Origin of the sequence: Thalassococcus sp. BH17M4-6, from assembly GCF_049323015.1 — a bacterium.
Lineage (GTDB): Bacteria > Pseudomonadota > Alphaproteobacteria > Rhodobacterales > Rhodobacteraceae > Puniceibacterium.
Genome location: NZ_JBMPGU010000003.1, coordinates 416,673 through 428,449 on the forward strand (window position 1 = coordinate 416,673; position 11,777 = coordinate 428,449).

Annotated in this window: 21 protein-coding genes; 1 reads left to right on the forward strand and 20 read right to left on the reverse strand. The window is 62.1% G+C overall.

The annotated features are described in order from the left end of the window. Positions 1 to 15 precede the first annotated feature (15 nt). From rplR to ACOXXX_RS06855, 10 genes are all read right to left on the reverse strand, one after another. Positions 16 to 375: a 50S ribosomal protein L18 gene (gene rplR, locus ACOXXX_RS06810; protein WP_422825800.1), complete on the reverse strand. Its 360-nt coding sequence runs from the start codon at positions 373 to 375 to the stop codon at positions 16 to 18. Positions 376 to 387: 12 nt separating this feature from the next. Next, entirely contained in the window at positions 388 to 921 is a 534-nt protein-coding gene (rplF, locus tag ACOXXX_RS06815; RefSeq protein ID WP_422825801.1) for a 50S ribosomal protein L6, read from the reverse strand. Between the two features lie 12 nt (positions 922 to 933). Beyond that, a complete protein-coding gene (gene rpsH, locus ACOXXX_RS06820; protein WP_422825802.1) occupies positions 934 to 1,326 on the reverse strand; it encodes a 30S ribosomal protein S8 in 393 nt (130 codons plus the stop codon). 12 nt (positions 1,327 to 1,338) lie between these two features. Next, the gene (gene rpsN / locus ACOXXX_RS06825; RefSeq protein ID WP_422825803.1) at positions 1,339 to 1,644 is read right to left on the reverse strand and encodes a 30S ribosomal protein S14; all 306 of its coding nucleotides are present in this window, start codon (positions 1,642 to 1,644) and stop codon (positions 1,339 to 1,341) included. 13 nt (positions 1,645 to 1,657) lie between these two features. Further along, positions 1,658 to 2,218: a 50S ribosomal protein L5 gene (rplE, locus tag ACOXXX_RS06830; protein WP_422825804.1), complete on the reverse strand. Its 561-nt coding sequence runs from the start codon at positions 2,216 to 2,218 to the stop codon at positions 1,658 to 1,660. Beyond that, a complete protein-coding gene (gene rplX, locus ACOXXX_RS06835; RefSeq protein ID WP_422825805.1) occupies positions 2,211 to 2,522 on the reverse strand; it encodes a 50S ribosomal protein L24 in 312 nt (103 codons plus the stop codon). The genes rplE and rplX overlap by 8 nt, the downstream gene beginning before the upstream one ends. Then, the gene (gene rplN / locus ACOXXX_RS06840) at positions 2,522 to 2,890 is read right to left on the reverse strand and encodes a 50S ribosomal protein L14 (protein WP_114510773.1); all 369 of its coding nucleotides are present in this window, start codon (positions 2,888 to 2,890) and stop codon (positions 2,522 to 2,524) included. Before rplN ends, rplX begins: the two co-directional genes overlap by 1 nt. A gap of 73 nt (positions 2,891 to 2,963) precedes the next feature. Further along, positions 2,964 to 3,194: a 30S ribosomal protein S17 gene (gene rpsQ / locus ACOXXX_RS06845; RefSeq protein WP_114510772.1), complete on the reverse strand. Its 231-nt coding sequence runs from the start codon at positions 3,192 to 3,194 to the stop codon at positions 2,964 to 2,966. Positions 3,195 to 3,205: 11 nt separating this feature from the next. Further along, positions 3,206 to 3,409 carry a 50S ribosomal protein L29 gene (gene rpmC, locus ACOXXX_RS06850; RefSeq protein WP_422825806.1) on the reverse strand — a complete coding sequence of 68 codons (204 nt, stop codon included), beginning with the start codon at positions 3,407 to 3,409 and terminating at the stop codon, positions 3,206 to 3,208. Between the two features lie 194 nt (positions 3,410 to 3,603). Next, on the reverse strand, positions 3,604 to 4,224 hold the full coding sequence (locus ACOXXX_RS06855; protein ID WP_422825807.1) for a 2OG-Fe(II) oxygenase family protein: 621 nt from the start codon (positions 4,222 to 4,224) through the stop codon (positions 3,604 to 3,606). A gap of 125 nt (positions 4,225 to 4,349) precedes the next feature. Between ACOXXX_RS06855 and ACOXXX_RS06860 the strand changes: the two genes are divergently transcribed. Continuing rightward, positions 4,350 to 5,078: an STAS/SEC14 domain-containing protein gene (locus tag ACOXXX_RS06860; RefSeq protein ID WP_422825808.1), complete on the forward strand. Its 729-nt coding sequence runs from the start codon at positions 4,350 to 4,352 to the stop codon at positions 5,076 to 5,078. 90 nt (positions 5,079 to 5,168) lie between these two features. Here the strand turns inward: ACOXXX_RS06860 and rplP are convergent, their stop codons facing one another. From rplP to tuf, 10 genes are all read right to left on the reverse strand, one after another. Then, a complete protein-coding gene (rplP, locus tag ACOXXX_RS06865) occupies positions 5,169 to 5,582 on the reverse strand; it encodes a 50S ribosomal protein L16 (protein ID WP_422825809.1) in 414 nt (137 codons plus the stop codon). 13 nt (positions 5,583 to 5,595) lie between these two features. Next, positions 5,596 to 6,303, reverse strand: coding sequence for a 30S ribosomal protein S3 (gene rpsC, locus ACOXXX_RS06870; protein ID WP_422825810.1), 708 nt, complete (start codon positions 6,301 to 6,303; stop codon positions 5,596 to 5,598). Continuing rightward, entirely contained in the window at positions 6,303 to 6,683 is a 381-nt protein-coding gene (rplV, locus tag ACOXXX_RS06875) for a 50S ribosomal protein L22 (protein WP_422825811.1), read from the reverse strand. The genes rpsC and rplV overlap by 1 nt, the downstream gene beginning before the upstream one ends. 3 nt (positions 6,684 to 6,686) lie before the next feature. After that, entirely contained in the window at positions 6,687 to 6,965 is a 279-nt protein-coding gene (gene rpsS, locus ACOXXX_RS06880) for a 30S ribosomal protein S19 (RefSeq protein ID WP_005621910.1), read from the reverse strand. Positions 6,966 to 6,968: 3 nt separating this feature from the next. Further along, a complete protein-coding gene (gene rplB / locus ACOXXX_RS06885) occupies positions 6,969 to 7,811 on the reverse strand; it encodes a 50S ribosomal protein L2 (protein WP_422825812.1) in 843 nt (280 codons plus the stop codon). Between the two features lie 556 nt (positions 7,812 to 8,367). Further along, entirely contained in the window at positions 8,368 to 8,664 is a 297-nt protein-coding gene (locus ACOXXX_RS06890) for a 50S ribosomal protein L23 (RefSeq protein ID WP_422825813.1), read from the reverse strand. Next, positions 8,661 to 9,278, reverse strand: a complete 618-nt coding sequence (gene rplD / locus ACOXXX_RS06895; protein WP_422825814.1) for a 50S ribosomal protein L4 — start codon at positions 9,276 to 9,278, stop codon at positions 8,661 to 8,663. Before rplD ends, ACOXXX_RS06890 begins: the two co-directional genes overlap by 4 nt. Continuing rightward, a complete protein-coding gene (gene rplC / locus ACOXXX_RS06900; RefSeq protein WP_422825815.1) occupies positions 9,275 to 10,153 on the reverse strand; it encodes a 50S ribosomal protein L3 in 879 nt (292 codons plus the stop codon). The genes rplD and rplC overlap by 4 nt, the downstream gene beginning before the upstream one ends. Positions 10,154 to 10,168: 15 nt before the next feature. Further along, positions 10,169 to 10,477: a 30S ribosomal protein S10 gene (rpsJ, locus tag ACOXXX_RS06905; RefSeq protein ID WP_422825816.1), complete on the reverse strand. Its 309-nt coding sequence runs from the start codon at positions 10,475 to 10,477 to the stop codon at positions 10,169 to 10,171. Positions 10,478 to 10,601: 124 nt separating this feature from the next. After that, a partial coding sequence (gene tuf / locus ACOXXX_RS06910; protein ID WP_422825817.1) for an elongation factor Tu occupies positions 10,602 to 11,777 on the reverse strand: 1,176 nt, incomplete at its 5' end.

Here is an 11,777-nt window from a genome sequence, read left to right on the forward strand (position 1 = left end):
AACCGCCCGAACCGATCAGATCTTGAGGCCTGCCTCGCGTGCGGCGTCGGCCAGGGCCTTGACGCGCCCGTGAAACAGGAAACCGCCGCGGTCGAAATACGCTTCTTCCACACCGGCCTTCTTGGCACGCTCGGCAATCGTGGTGCCCACCTTGGTGGCGGCTTCCACGTTGTTCTTGCCGACGACGCCCAGGTCCTTCTCCATTGAGGAGGCCGAAGCGAGTGTCACGCCCTTCACATCGTCGATCAGCTGAACGCTGATGTTCTTGTTGCTGCGGTGCACGCTCAGGCGCACGCGCCCTGCATTTACCTTGCGCAGCTTGTTCCGTACGCGCAGACGGCGCTTCTGGAACAGATCTCGTTTGCTGTTGGCCATTGCTGTCCGTCCTTACTTCTTCTTGCCTTCCTTCTGGAAGATATACTCGTCCTTGTAGCGGATGCCCTTGCCCTTGTAGGGCTCGGGCCGACGCCAGTCACGAATATTGGCGGCCACTTGACCAACCTGCTGAAGATTACCGCCTTCGACGGTGATCTCAGTCGGCTTGGCGGCGGTCACCGTCACTCCAGCGGGGATATCAAAGTTCACGTCGTGGCTGTAGCCGAGGTTCAGTTTCAGGACATTGCCCTGCACCTGCGCCCGGTAACCCACGCCGCGGATCTCAAGCTCTTTCTTGAACACGTCCGACACGCCGTGGACCATGTTCGCGATCACCGTGCGGGACATGCCCCACTGCTGGCGCGCGCGCTTGGACTTGCCGCGCGGCGTCACAGTGACGACGCTGTCCTCGACCGTGATGGTCACATCGTCGGTGGCGGTGAAGGTCTGGGTGCCTTTCGGGCCCTTGACCTCGACCGTCTGGCCCGACAGCGTGACATTCACGCCCGAAGGCACCTGGATCGGTTTCTTCCCGATACGAGACATTGCCGTTCCCCCTTAGAATACGGTGCAGAGCACTTCGCCGCCGACATTCTGGCTGCGTGCGCTTGCATCCGACATCACGCCCTTGGCGGTGCTGACAATCGACACACCCAGGCCCTGACGGACCACGGGGATGTCCTTGACGCCCATGTAGACGCGACGGCCCGGCGTGGAAACACGCTTGAGTTCGCGAATTACAGGGGTGCCATCGAAGTACTTGAGGCTGATCTCGATGGCCGGGTGGCCGTCGATGCCAGTGGTTTTCTCGTAGCCGCGAATATAGCCTTCGTCCGCGAGCACATCGAGCACCCAGGCGCGCAGCTTGGAGGCGGGCGTGATCACCGTGGATTTGCCGCGCATCTGTGCGTTGCGGATCCGGGTGAGCATATCGCCGATAGGATCGTTCATATCATGCCCTCCTTACCAGCTCGACTTGACCATGCCGGGCAACTGACCCTTGGAGCCAAGGTCGCGCAGCATGATACGGCTGATTTTCAGCTTGCGGTAATAGGCGTGCGGACGCCCCGTAAGCTGGCAGCGGTTGTGAAGACGGGTTGCCGAGCTGTTGCGCGGCAGTTCAGCCAGCTTGAGGCGCGCCTTGAAACGCTCCTCGAACGGCTTGCTTTCGTCGTTGGCGAGTTCTTTGAGTTCAGCGCGCTTGGCCGCATACTTGGCCACCAGACGCTGGCGCTTCTTCTCGCGTTCGATCATGGATTTCTTTGCCATGTGTCGGATCCCCTCAGCTGGTGAACGGCATGTTGAAATGCTTCAACAGCGCTTTGGCTTCCGCGTCGGTCGCAGCGGTGGTGGTGATGTTGATGTCCATGCCCCAGACCTCGTCGACCTTGTCGAATTCGATCTCGGGAAAGACGATGTGTTCCTTGAGACCCATGGCAAAGTTGCCACGGCCGTCGAAGGACGGCTTCACACCGCGGAAGTCACGGATGCGGGGCATCGCGACGGTGATCAGGCGATCCAGGAATTCGTACATGCGGTCGGCACGCAGGGTTACCTTGGCGCCCAGCGGCATCTCTTCACGGACCCGGAAACCGGCGATCGACTTCTTCGCCTTGGTCACGACGGCCTTCTGGCCCGCGATCGCAGTGAGGTCGTCCTGGGCCGACTTGGCCTTTTTGGAGTCGCGCACGGCTTCGGCACCGCAGCCGATGTTCAGAACGATCTTGTCCAGACGCGGGATCTGCATGTCGTTCTTGTAACCGAACTCTTCCTTCATCGCGGCCTTGATGGTGCTCTGAAAGAGCGCCTCGAGCCGCGGGGTGTAGGTTGCGTCATCAAGCATCGATCACATCCCCCGTGGTCTTGGCCACACGCACCTTCTTGTCGCCTTCGATCTTGAAGCCGACGCGGGTGGGTTTGCCGTTTGCATCTACGATGGCCAGGTTGCTCAGGTCGATCGGCATCGCCTTGGGGATGCGTCCGCCCTGGCTGGACTGGCTCTGACGGGTGTGACGGATCGCCATGTTCACGCCTTCGACAACGGCTTTGCCGGACTTGGGATCGACAGAGGCGATGGTGCCCTGCTTGCCCTTGTCCTTGCCGGCGAGAACGATGACCTTGTCACCTTTGCGGAGTTTGGCAGCCATTACAGCACCTCCGGAGCAAGCGAAATGATCTTCATGAAGTTCTTCGCGCGCAGTTCACGCACCACTGGCCCGAAGATACGGGTACCGACCGGCTCACCTGCGTTGTTCAGGATGACGGCGGCGTTGCGGTCGAAACGGATGGCGGTGCCGTCATCGCGACGGACTTCCTTGGCGGTGCGCACGACGACGGCCTTGCGGACATCGCCCTTTTTCACGCGGCCGCGCGGGATGGCTTCCTTCACCGAGACGACAATGATGTCGCCAACAGAGGCGTAACGACGCTTGGAACCACCCAGGACCTTGATGCACTGAACCCGGCGAGCACCGGAATTGTCAGCGACATCCAGATTGGTCTGCATCTGGATCATGTGGTTTCTCCTGACCTTTGGGGGGCGTTATTGCCTTGTCCCCATGGTTTCGTTCAAACCGGATTGCGGGGGCTTACTCGGCCACCACCTCCCAGCGCTTGGTTTTCGACTTGGGCGCGCATTCGATGATGCGCACGGTGTCGCCGACGCTGAATTTCTCAGCTTCGTCGTGAGCCCGGTATTTCTTGGACTTACGGATCGTCTTTTGCAGAACCGGGTGCTTGAAGCGACGCTCGACCGACACGGTGACGGTCTGGGCGTTGGCCGTGGAGGTCACGGTGCCTTGCAGGATACGTTTGGGCATCGTTGCGCTCCTTATTCTGCGGCCGCTTGCGCGGCTTTCTGGTTCAGCACGGTCTTGACGCGCGCCACGTTGCGGCGGACGGTCTTCATGCGTGCGGTGTTTTCCATCTGGCCGGTCGCCTGCTGAAAGCGGAGGTTGAAGGCCTCTTTCTTCAGCGACACAAGCTCGTCCCGGAGCTGGTCCGGCGTCTTGTCGTGCAGTTCCTTGGCGTTCATGTCGCCCTTCCTTTGTTCAACAATCACCGGAGGGCCCCGTCGTTGCGCGGGTCACCCTGATTCCCGGTGGAGGTGGATGAACGCGCCGTATAGGAGGCTTCGGGCGCAGGATCAACCGGTAATTTCCCAGGCCACGCGGCGCGACCCTTTCTGAAAACGGCCACTTGGTATTCAGCCGGTGTCCAGGCGGCTCCTTACCCCCAGCCGTAGTTGAAACTGACCGAAATCCGCTCATCCTCGGACATGTTCATCGGCACCTCGTGGCGCAGCCAGCTTTCCCATAGCAGCACCTCACCCACCTGCGGTGAAACATAGGTGAACTGGCGCATCTCGGGACGGGCGTCTTTCACACGGGCTGGGGCCGCCATCATCATCGGTAGGCGCGGGTCCTCCAGCTTCAGCGCCGAGGCGCCATCGGGCATCGCCACGTAGGTGGTGCCCGAAATCACCGAATGCGGGTGGATGTGTGACCCGTGGGTGCCGCCTTCGGGCAGGATGTTGATCCAGATATCTTCCAGCTTGAGCTTCTTGCCGTCGAGATCGAATTGCAGATCTTTGGCGAAGGCCTTCACGTGCTTGTCCAGCAGCTTCACCAGATCCTTGAAGATCGGAAAGCGCCAGCCAAGATCGGTGAGCGAGGCATAGGAGGTGTAGCCGGGATAGCCGTTCTCCTCGCACCAGGCCTGCCCTGCCTCGTCATCCTCGGCAATGGAATAGCACGACGCGGCAAGCTCATCCGCATCCGGCGCCTTGCCCTGCTCGGACAGGTGCGCGCGGTAAAGACGGGTGACAAAAAGGGAATCGATCTGGGCCATGCCCCGTGTCTTAGCCGAGCCGACCGGGGCTGGCGAGAGGCCCCGGCGCTTGTTCTGGATCAAGACGCGCATCGGCTTTGTATGCTAGCATCGCTGGATGATCATCTTCGGTAAGGAGAACTGCCATGATCGAAAAGATGTCCCTGTCTCACGAGAACCTTCTGGGATTCCGCATCGCGGGCACGGTCAGCCAGGAGGATTATGAAACCGTTCTGATCCCCGCCCTGGAAGCCGCCATCGAAGAGCACGAGCGGTTGCGGCTGCTTGTCCGCGTCGAAAGCGATTTCAAGGACTACACGCTGGGCGCCCTCTTCGAGGACATGCGTGTTGGGCTCAAGCATTGGCGCGGCTTCGATCGCGTCGCGCTGGTGGCAGAAACCAAATGGGTGGTCCGCGCGGTCAAGGCGTTCAGCATCTTCATGCCCTGCCCCGTGGCGGTTTTTGATCTGTCCGAGCAGGACGAGGCGCACCGCTGGCTGACGGAATCGCTGGGCGCCATTCACCAGACCGACCTCGGCGGCGGTGTGCTGCACGTGCAACTCATGGGCAAGCTCGACGCGGCGGTCTACGACGAGGAGGAACAGGACCTCGACGCCTTCATCCGTGCCAATGACGGTTTCAAGCTTTTGCTGGATCTGCGCGAGTTCGACGGCTGGCAGGGGCTGGCCGCGCTTGGCGAGCACCTGTCGCTGGTGCGCGACCACCGGTCCCTGGTGGACCGGATGGCGATCGTCGGATCGGCACGCTACATCAAGCTGGGAGAGCGGTTGGCGTCGAAATTCATCAACGCCAAGGTCAAGCAGTTCGACGACGACGAACTGGACGCGGCAAAGGAATGGATCGCGAAGGGCTAACCCCACCACCCGAGCCGCGCGGCAAAAATAAAGAGCCCCTGCTTTCCAGCAGGGGCTCTTTCATCTTAATCGGTGCGAAAAGCGCGCCGTTTACCAGTCTTCGCGAACGACGACGCGGGTCTTGATCGGCAGTTTCATGGCCGCCAGACGCAGCGCCTCGCGGGCCACGTCTTCGCCGACACCGTCGATCTCGAACATCACGCGACCGGGCTTGACCTTGCAGGCCCAGAAATCGACGGAGCCCTTACCCTTACCCATCCGAACTTCGGTGGGCTTGGAGGTCACCGGCGTGTCCGGGAAGATCCGGATCCAGACCCGGCCCTGACGTTTCATGTGGCGGGTCATCGCGCGGCGGGCCGCTTCGATCTGACGCGCTGTCACACGCTCGGGCTGCAGGGCCTTGAGGCCGTAGGTGCCGAAGTTGAGGTCGCTACCGCCCTTCGCCAGGCCGGAGATCCGACCCTTGAACTGCTTGCGGAATTTTGTGCGTTTCGGTTGAAGCATCTGTCATTCCCCCTTAGCGACGCCCGCCTGCACCGCGAGGTGCCGGGCCGTCCTGGAGTTCCTGTGCCTTGCGGTCACGCGCTTGCGGGTCGTGCTCCATGATCTCGCCTTTGAAGATCCAGACCTTGATCCCGATGATGCCGTATGCGGTCTCCGCCTCGACCGAGGCGTGATCGATATCGGCCCTCAGGGTGTGCAGGGGCACGCGGCCCTCGCGGTACCATTCGGTCCGGGCGATCTCGGCACCGCCAAGGCGGCCCGCGACGTTCACACGGATGCCCAGGGCCCCCATGCGCATGGCGTTCTGCACGGCACGTTTCATCGCGCGGCGGAAGGAGACACGACGCTCCAGCTGCTGCGCGATCGACTCGCCCACAAGCTGCGCGTCCAGTTCCGGCTTGCGCACCTCGACGATGTTCAGGTGCAGTTCCGAATTGGTCATCCGGGCAAGCTTCTTGCGGAGCGTTTCGATGTCCGCGCCTTTCTTGCCGATGATGACGCCCGGACGGGCGGTGTGAACGGTCACGCGGCACTTTTTGTGCGGACGTTCGATGATCACGCGCGCGACACCGGCCTGCTTGCACTCATCATGGATGAACGCACGGATGGCCAGGTCTTCCAGCAACAGGTTGCCGTAGTCCTTGGTGTCTGCGTACCAGCGGCTGTCCCAGGTGCGGTTGACCTGAAGACGCATGCCGATCGGATTTGTCTTGTTACCCATTAGGCTTGCTCCTCGATCTGACGCACCTTGATGGTGAGTTCCGAGAACGGCTTGCGCAGGGCGCCGAACCGACCACGGGCACGCGGACGGCCACGCTTCATCACAAGGTTTTTGCCCACGTAGGCCTCGGCGACGACCAGTTCGTCGACGTCAAGGTTGTGGTTGTTCTCGGCATTGGCGATGGCGGACTGAAGGCACTTCTTCACATCCTCCGCGATCCGCTTTTTCGAGAAGGTGAGATCGCTGAGCGCCTTTTCCACCTTCTTGCCACGGATCAGCTGCGCCACAAGGTTCAGCTTTTGCGGGCTGGTGCGCAGCATGCGCAGCTTGGCCATCGCTTCGTTGTCCGCCACGCGGCGGGGATTTTTATCCTTGCCCATGGCTTACTTCCTCTTGGCTTTCTTGTCGGCGGCGTGACCGTAATAGGTCCGCGTCGGCGAATACTCACCGAACTTCTGGCCGATCATGTCTTCGGAGACGTTGACGGGGATGTGCTTCTGGCCGTTATAAACGCCAAACGTCAGACCCACGAACTGGGGCAGGATCGTCGAGCGGCGCGACCAGATCTTGATGACTTCGTTGCGGCCGCTTTCGCGGGCCGCTTCGGCCTTCTTGAGCACATAGGCGTCAACGAAGGGACCTTTCCAAACAGAGCGCGTCATGGATTACCGCCCTTTCTTCTTGGCGTGCCGCGAGCGGATGATCAGCTTTTGGGACGCTTTGTTCTTGTTCCGGGTCTTGGCACCCTTGGTCGGCTTGCCCCACGGGGTCACCGGGTGACGACCACCAGAGGTCCGGCCTTCACCACCGCCGTGCGGGTGGTCGATCGGGTTCATCACGACACCCCGCACCGAGGGGCGCTTGCCCATGTGCCGGACGCGGCCCGCCTTGCCGAGGTTCTGGTTGGAGTTGTCGGGGTTCGACACGGCACCGACGGTGGCCATGCATTCCTGACGCACCAGGCGCAATTCGCCCGAGCTCAGGCGGATCTGGGCGTAACCGCCGTCACGACCGACGAACTGGGCATAGGTGCCTGCCGCGCGGGCGATCTGGCCACCCTTGCCCGGCTTCAGTTCGATGTTGTGAACGATTGTCCCGATCGGCATGCCCGAGAACGGCATCGCGTTGCCCGGCTTGATGTCAGCCTTTGCACTGGCGACGACCTTGTCGCCGATGGCCAGGCGCTGCGGCGCCAGGATGTACGCCTGTTCGCCATCGTCATACTGGACGAGCGCGATGAAGGCCGTGCGGTTGGGGTCATATTCGATACGCGCGACGGTCGCGCTGACATCGAACTTGGAGCGTTTGAAATCGACGATCCGGTAAAGGCGTTTCGCCCCACCACCGCGGCGGCGTGATGTGATACGTCCGGTGTTGTTCCGGCCACCCGATTTCGTCAGACCCTCGGTGAGGGATTTGACGGGGCGTCCTTTCCACAGTTCCGAACGGTCGATCAGCACCAGCCCGCGCTGGCCCGGCGTCGTCGGCTTATACGACTTGAGTGCCATGCTTTCTGTCTTCCGTTAGCAGATGCGGCCCGTTTGGACCGCTATGTTTGGGCGGGGTGTGAACTCCCGCCGATGGTATAGGGCCCCGAAGGTCCCCGGTTCGGTATGGCCTTGCGACCAAAAGCCAAGCCCCGGACGAATCCGGGGCGTGGCCGATGGGGTCGTTTAGGGGAGGATGGGGGGAGGGTCAAGTGGGTGCCGCCAGAAGACGGCTTTGCGGATCGCCCTGTCGTGCCAGCGCCGGACCGGGGGGCGGCGCATCTGACGGGTCAGCGGATGCGCTTAATGGTGGCCAAGGACATCGTCGCGGCAAGCTAAGTACCAAAGGCAGCCAAAGCGCCATCCCATGGGACCGGTCCGGCGCTGGCACGGCGGCCGCCGAAGGCGGCCGCGATTCCGTGCCGAGTGACAAGGCTCACCAACCTCCATCCGCCTAGGTCTAGGGGTCGTCAGGAAACGAACACCTAAAGAAACTGCCAATCAGGACAAAAAACCCCGGCCGCTTTCGCAGCCGGGGTGAAATTTCGCGTAGGGTGGGTTTTCAACCCACCGCCGCTCAAAGACCGGTGGTCACGTCGATGGTGTTGCCCTCGACGAGCGTCACATAGGCCTTTTTCACGTCCCGACGACGGCCGAGCTGGCCGCGGAAGCGCTTCACCTTGCCCTTGGTGATCGTGGTGTTCACCGCCTTCACCTTCACACCAAAGAGCGTCTCGACGGCCTCTTTGATCTGCGGCTTGTTGGCGGCGATATCGACCTCGAACACCACCGCGCCGTTTTCAGACGCCATGGTCGTCTTTTCGGTCACGATCGGCTTGCGGATCACATCGTAATGTTCTGCTTTCGCGCTCATTTCAGACGAGCCTCCAGTGCTTCGACAGCCGCCTTGGTGAGCACCAGTGTGTCACGGCGGAGGATGTCATAGACGTTTGCGCCCATGCTCGGCAGCACGTCGACATCGGCGATGTTGGCCGCGGCGCGGGCAAAGCCCTCGTTCACGGACGCACCATCGATGATCAGCGTGCGCTTCCAGCCCAGATCCTTGATCTGCTTGGCCAGTGCACCGGTCTTGCCGTCGGATTCCGCGTTCTCGATGATCACCAGCTCGCCTGCCTTGGCTTTCGCCGACAGGGCATGCTTGAGACCGAGCGCGCGGACCTTTTTCGGCAGGTCATGGGCGTGGCTGCGGGGCACGGGGCCCTTGTAGATGCCACCCGAGCGGAAGATCGGCGCCTTGCGGGAGCCGTGGCGTGCGCCGCCGGTGCCCTTCTGGCGATAGATCTTCTTGGTCGAATAGCTGACTTCGGAACGGCCCAGCGTCGAGTGGGTGCCGGCCTGCGCCTTGTTGCGCTGCCAGCGGACCACACGGTGCAGGATATCGGCGCGCGGCTCGAGGCCAAAGACCTCGTCGCCGAGATCGACCGACCCGGCCTTGCCGCCGTCCAGTTTGATCACGTCGATTTTCATGCGTCGCCTTCCTTCTTCTCGTCCAGAGTTTCGCTCTGGTCGTTGGCGTCATCCTTGTCCGCTTCAATGGCGGCCTCGGCCTCTTTCAGCGCGGCTTCTTCGGCGGCGGCTGCTTCGGCTGCTGCGGCGGCTTCTGCGGCGGCGGCTTCCTCGGCGGCGGCGGCGGCGGCTTCTTCAGCCAGACGCTTGGCTTCCTCGGCGGCAGAGCGCAGGGCGGCGGGCAGGATGATGTTTTCGGGCGTCGGCTTCTTGACCGCGTCCTTGATCGTCACCCAACCACCCTTGGAGCCCGGCACAGCACCCTTGATCATGATGATGCCGCGTTCGGCATCGGTCTTGACCACTTGCAGGTTCTGCGTCGTCACCTTGGCGGCGCCCATGTGGCCGGCCATCTTCTTGCCTTTGAAGACCTTGCCCGGATCCTGACACTGACCGGTCGAGCCGTGCGAACGGTGGCTGATCGACACACCGTGCGATGCGCGCAGGCCGCCGAAGTTGTGCCGCTTCATGGCACCGGCAAAGCCCTTACCGATCGAGGTGCCCGAGACGTCCACGTACTGACCTTCGAAGTAATGGTCGGCAGTGATCTCTTCACCCACGGCGATCAGGTTTTCCTCGGCCACGCGGAACTCGGCGACCTTGCGCTTGGGTTCCACCTTGGCAACGGCGAAGTGGCCGCGCATGGCTTTGGAGACGTTCTTGGCTTTGATCTGGCCGGTGCCCAGCTGAACCGCGGAATAGCCGTGCTGTTCCGCCGTGCGCGTGGCCACGACCTGCAGGTTGTCGACATGAAGAACGGTCACAGGGATCTGCTTGCCGTCTTCCATGAACAGCCGGGTCATGCCGACTTTCTTTGCGATGATTCCAGAGCGCATGTTCCCAAGCCCCCCTTAAATCTTGATCTCGACGTCCACGCCAGCGGCGAGGTCGAGCTTCATCAGCGCGTCCACGGTCTGGGGGGTCGGGTCAACAATGTCCAACAGACGCTTGTGCGTCCGGATTTCGAACTGATCGCGGGATTTCTTGTTCACGTGGGGTCCACGCAGAACGGTGAATTTCTCGATCTTGTTCGGCAGCGGGATCGGCCCGCGCACGGCGGCACCGGTCCGCTTGGCGGTGTTCACGATTTCCTGCGTGCTGGCATCCAGGACGCGGAAATCGAAAGCCTTGAGCCGAATGCGAATGTTCTGGCTTTGCATAGTCTTGGCCTTTCGCGGCGTGAGAGTTGAGAGGAAGAGGCGGGATCACCCCGCCCCCTCATCGAACCCGTATTCTTGAGGTGCGCATCGCTGCGCACCCGTTGAGCAGTGGCGCGCGCGCCAATTACTCGATGATTTTTGCGACGACGCCGGAGCCGACGGTGCGGCCGCCTTCGCGGATGGCGAAGCGCAGCTTTTCTTCCATCGCGATCGGGGCGATCAGCTCGACCTCGAACTTCAGGTTGTCGCCCGGCATCACCATCTCCGTGCCCTCGGGCAGGTTCACCGTGCCGGTCACATCCGTCGTGCGGAAGTAGAACTGCGGGCGGTAGTTGGCGAAGAACGGCGTGTGACGGCCACCCTCTTCCTTGGTCAGGATGTACGCCTCGGCCTCGAACTTGGTGTGCGGCTTGACCGAACCGGGCTTGCACAGCACCTGGCCACGCTCCACGCCGTCACGGTCGATGCCGCGCAGCAGCGCGCCGATGTTGTCGCCTGCCTCACCGCGGTCCAGCAGCTTGCGGAACATCTCGACACCGGTGCAGGTGGTCTTCTTGGTGTCGCGGATGCCGACGATTTCCAGTTCGTCGCCGACGTTCACGACGCCACGCTCGACCCGGCCGGTCACAACCGTGCCGCGGCCCGAGATCGAGAACACGTCTTCGATCGGCATCAGGAACGGCTGGTCGGTGGCGCGCGGCGGCTGCGGGATGTACTCGTCGACAGCGGCCATCAGCGCCTTGATCTTCTCTTCGCCGATCTCGGGATCGCGGCCTTCCATGGCGGCCAGGGCCGAGCCTGCGATGATCGGAACGTCGTCGCCCGGGAAATCGTAGGCCGACAGCAGTTCGCGCACTTCCATCTCGACCAGTTCGAGCAGCTCCTCGTCGTCGACCTGGTCGACCTTGTTGAGGAACACCACCATCGCCGGGATGCCGACCTGGCGGCCCAGCAGGATGTGCTCGCGCGTCTGCGGCATCGGGCCGTCAGCGGCGTTCACCACCAGGATCGCGCCGTCCATCTGCGCCGCACCGGTGATCATGTTCTTGACGTAGTCGGCGTGGCCGGGGCAGTCGACATGCGCGTAGTGACGGTTCTCGGTCTCGTATTCCACGTGCGCCGTCGAGATCGTGATCCCGCGGGCCTTCTCCTCGGGCGCGCCGTCGATCTGGTCGTACGCCTTGAAATCGCCGAAATACTTCGTGATCGCCGCCGTCAGCGTCGTCTTGCCGTGGTCAACGTGACCGATCGTGCCGATGTTGCAGTGCGGCTTATTGCGCTCAAACTTTGACTTTGCCAT

Excerpts from the sequence above, each read along its gene's own strand:
- rplR (WP_422825800.1), bottom strand. The coding sequence starts at position 375 with ATGGCCAACAGCAAACGAGATCTGTTCCAGAAGCGCCGTCTGCGCGTA.
- rplF (WP_422825801.1), bottom strand. The coding sequence starts at position 921 with ATGTCTCGTATCGGGAAGAAACCGATCCAGGTGCCTTCGGGCGTGAAT.
- rpsH (WP_422825802.1), bottom strand. The coding sequence starts at position 1,326 with ATGAACGATCCTATCGGCGATATGCTCACCCGGATCCGCAACGCACAG.
- rpsN (WP_422825803.1), bottom strand. The coding sequence starts at position 1,644 with ATGGCAAAGAAATCCATGATCGAACGCGAGAAGAAGCGCCAGCGTCTG.
- rplE (WP_422825804.1), bottom strand. The coding sequence starts at position 2,218 with ATGCTTGATGACGCAACCTACACCCCGCGGCTCGAGGCGCTCTTTCAG.
- rplX (WP_422825805.1), bottom strand. The coding sequence starts at position 2,522 with ATGGCTGCCAAACTCCGCAAAGGTGACAAGGTCATCGTTCTCGCCGGC.
- rplN (WP_114510773.1), bottom strand. The coding sequence starts at position 2,890 with ATGATCCAGATGCAGACCAATCTGGATGTCGCTGACAATTCCGGTGCT.
- rpsQ (WP_114510772.1), bottom strand. The coding sequence starts at position 3,194 with ATGCCCAAACGTATCCTGCAAGGCACCGTGACCTCCACGGCCAACGCC.
- rpmC (WP_422825806.1), bottom strand. The coding sequence starts at position 3,409 with ATGAACGCCAAGGAACTGCACGACAAGACGCCGGACCAGCTCCGGGAC.
- ACOXXX_RS06855 (WP_422825807.1), bottom strand. The coding sequence starts at position 4,224 with ATGGCCCAGATCGATTCCCTTTTTGTCACCCGTCTTTACCGCGCGCAC.
- ACOXXX_RS06860 (WP_422825808.1), top strand. The coding sequence starts at position 4,350 with ATGATCGAAAAGATGTCCCTGTCTCACGAGAACCTTCTGGGATTCCGC.
- rplP (WP_422825809.1), bottom strand. The coding sequence starts at position 5,582 with ATGCTTCAACCGAAACGCACAAAATTCCGCAAGCAGTTCAAGGGTCGG.
- rpsC (WP_422825810.1), bottom strand. The coding sequence starts at position 6,303 with ATGGGTAACAAGACAAATCCGATCGGCATGCGTCTTCAGGTCAACCGC.
- rplV (WP_422825811.1), bottom strand. The coding sequence starts at position 6,683 with ATGGGCAAGGATAAAAATCCCCGCCGCGTGGCGGACAACGAAGCGATG.
- rpsS (WP_005621910.1), bottom strand. The coding sequence starts at position 6,965 with ATGACGCGCTCTGTTTGGAAAGGTCCCTTCGTTGACGCCTATGTGCTC.
- rplB (WP_422825812.1), bottom strand. The coding sequence starts at position 7,811 with ATGGCACTCAAGTCGTATAAGCCGACGACGCCGGGCCAGCGCGGGCTG.
- ACOXXX_RS06890 (WP_422825813.1), bottom strand. The coding sequence starts at position 8,664 with ATGAGCGCGAAAGCAGAACATTACGATGTGATCCGCAAGCCGATCGTG.
- rplD (WP_422825814.1), bottom strand. The coding sequence starts at position 9,278 with ATGAAAATCGACGTGATCAAACTGGACGGCGGCAAGGCCGGGTCGGTC.
- rplC (WP_422825815.1), bottom strand. The coding sequence starts at position 10,153 with ATGCGCTCTGGAATCATCGCAAAGAAAGTCGGCATGACCCGGCTGTTC.
- rpsJ (WP_422825816.1), bottom strand. The coding sequence starts at position 10,477 with ATGCAAAGCCAGAACATTCGCATTCGGCTCAAGGCTTTCGATTTCCGC.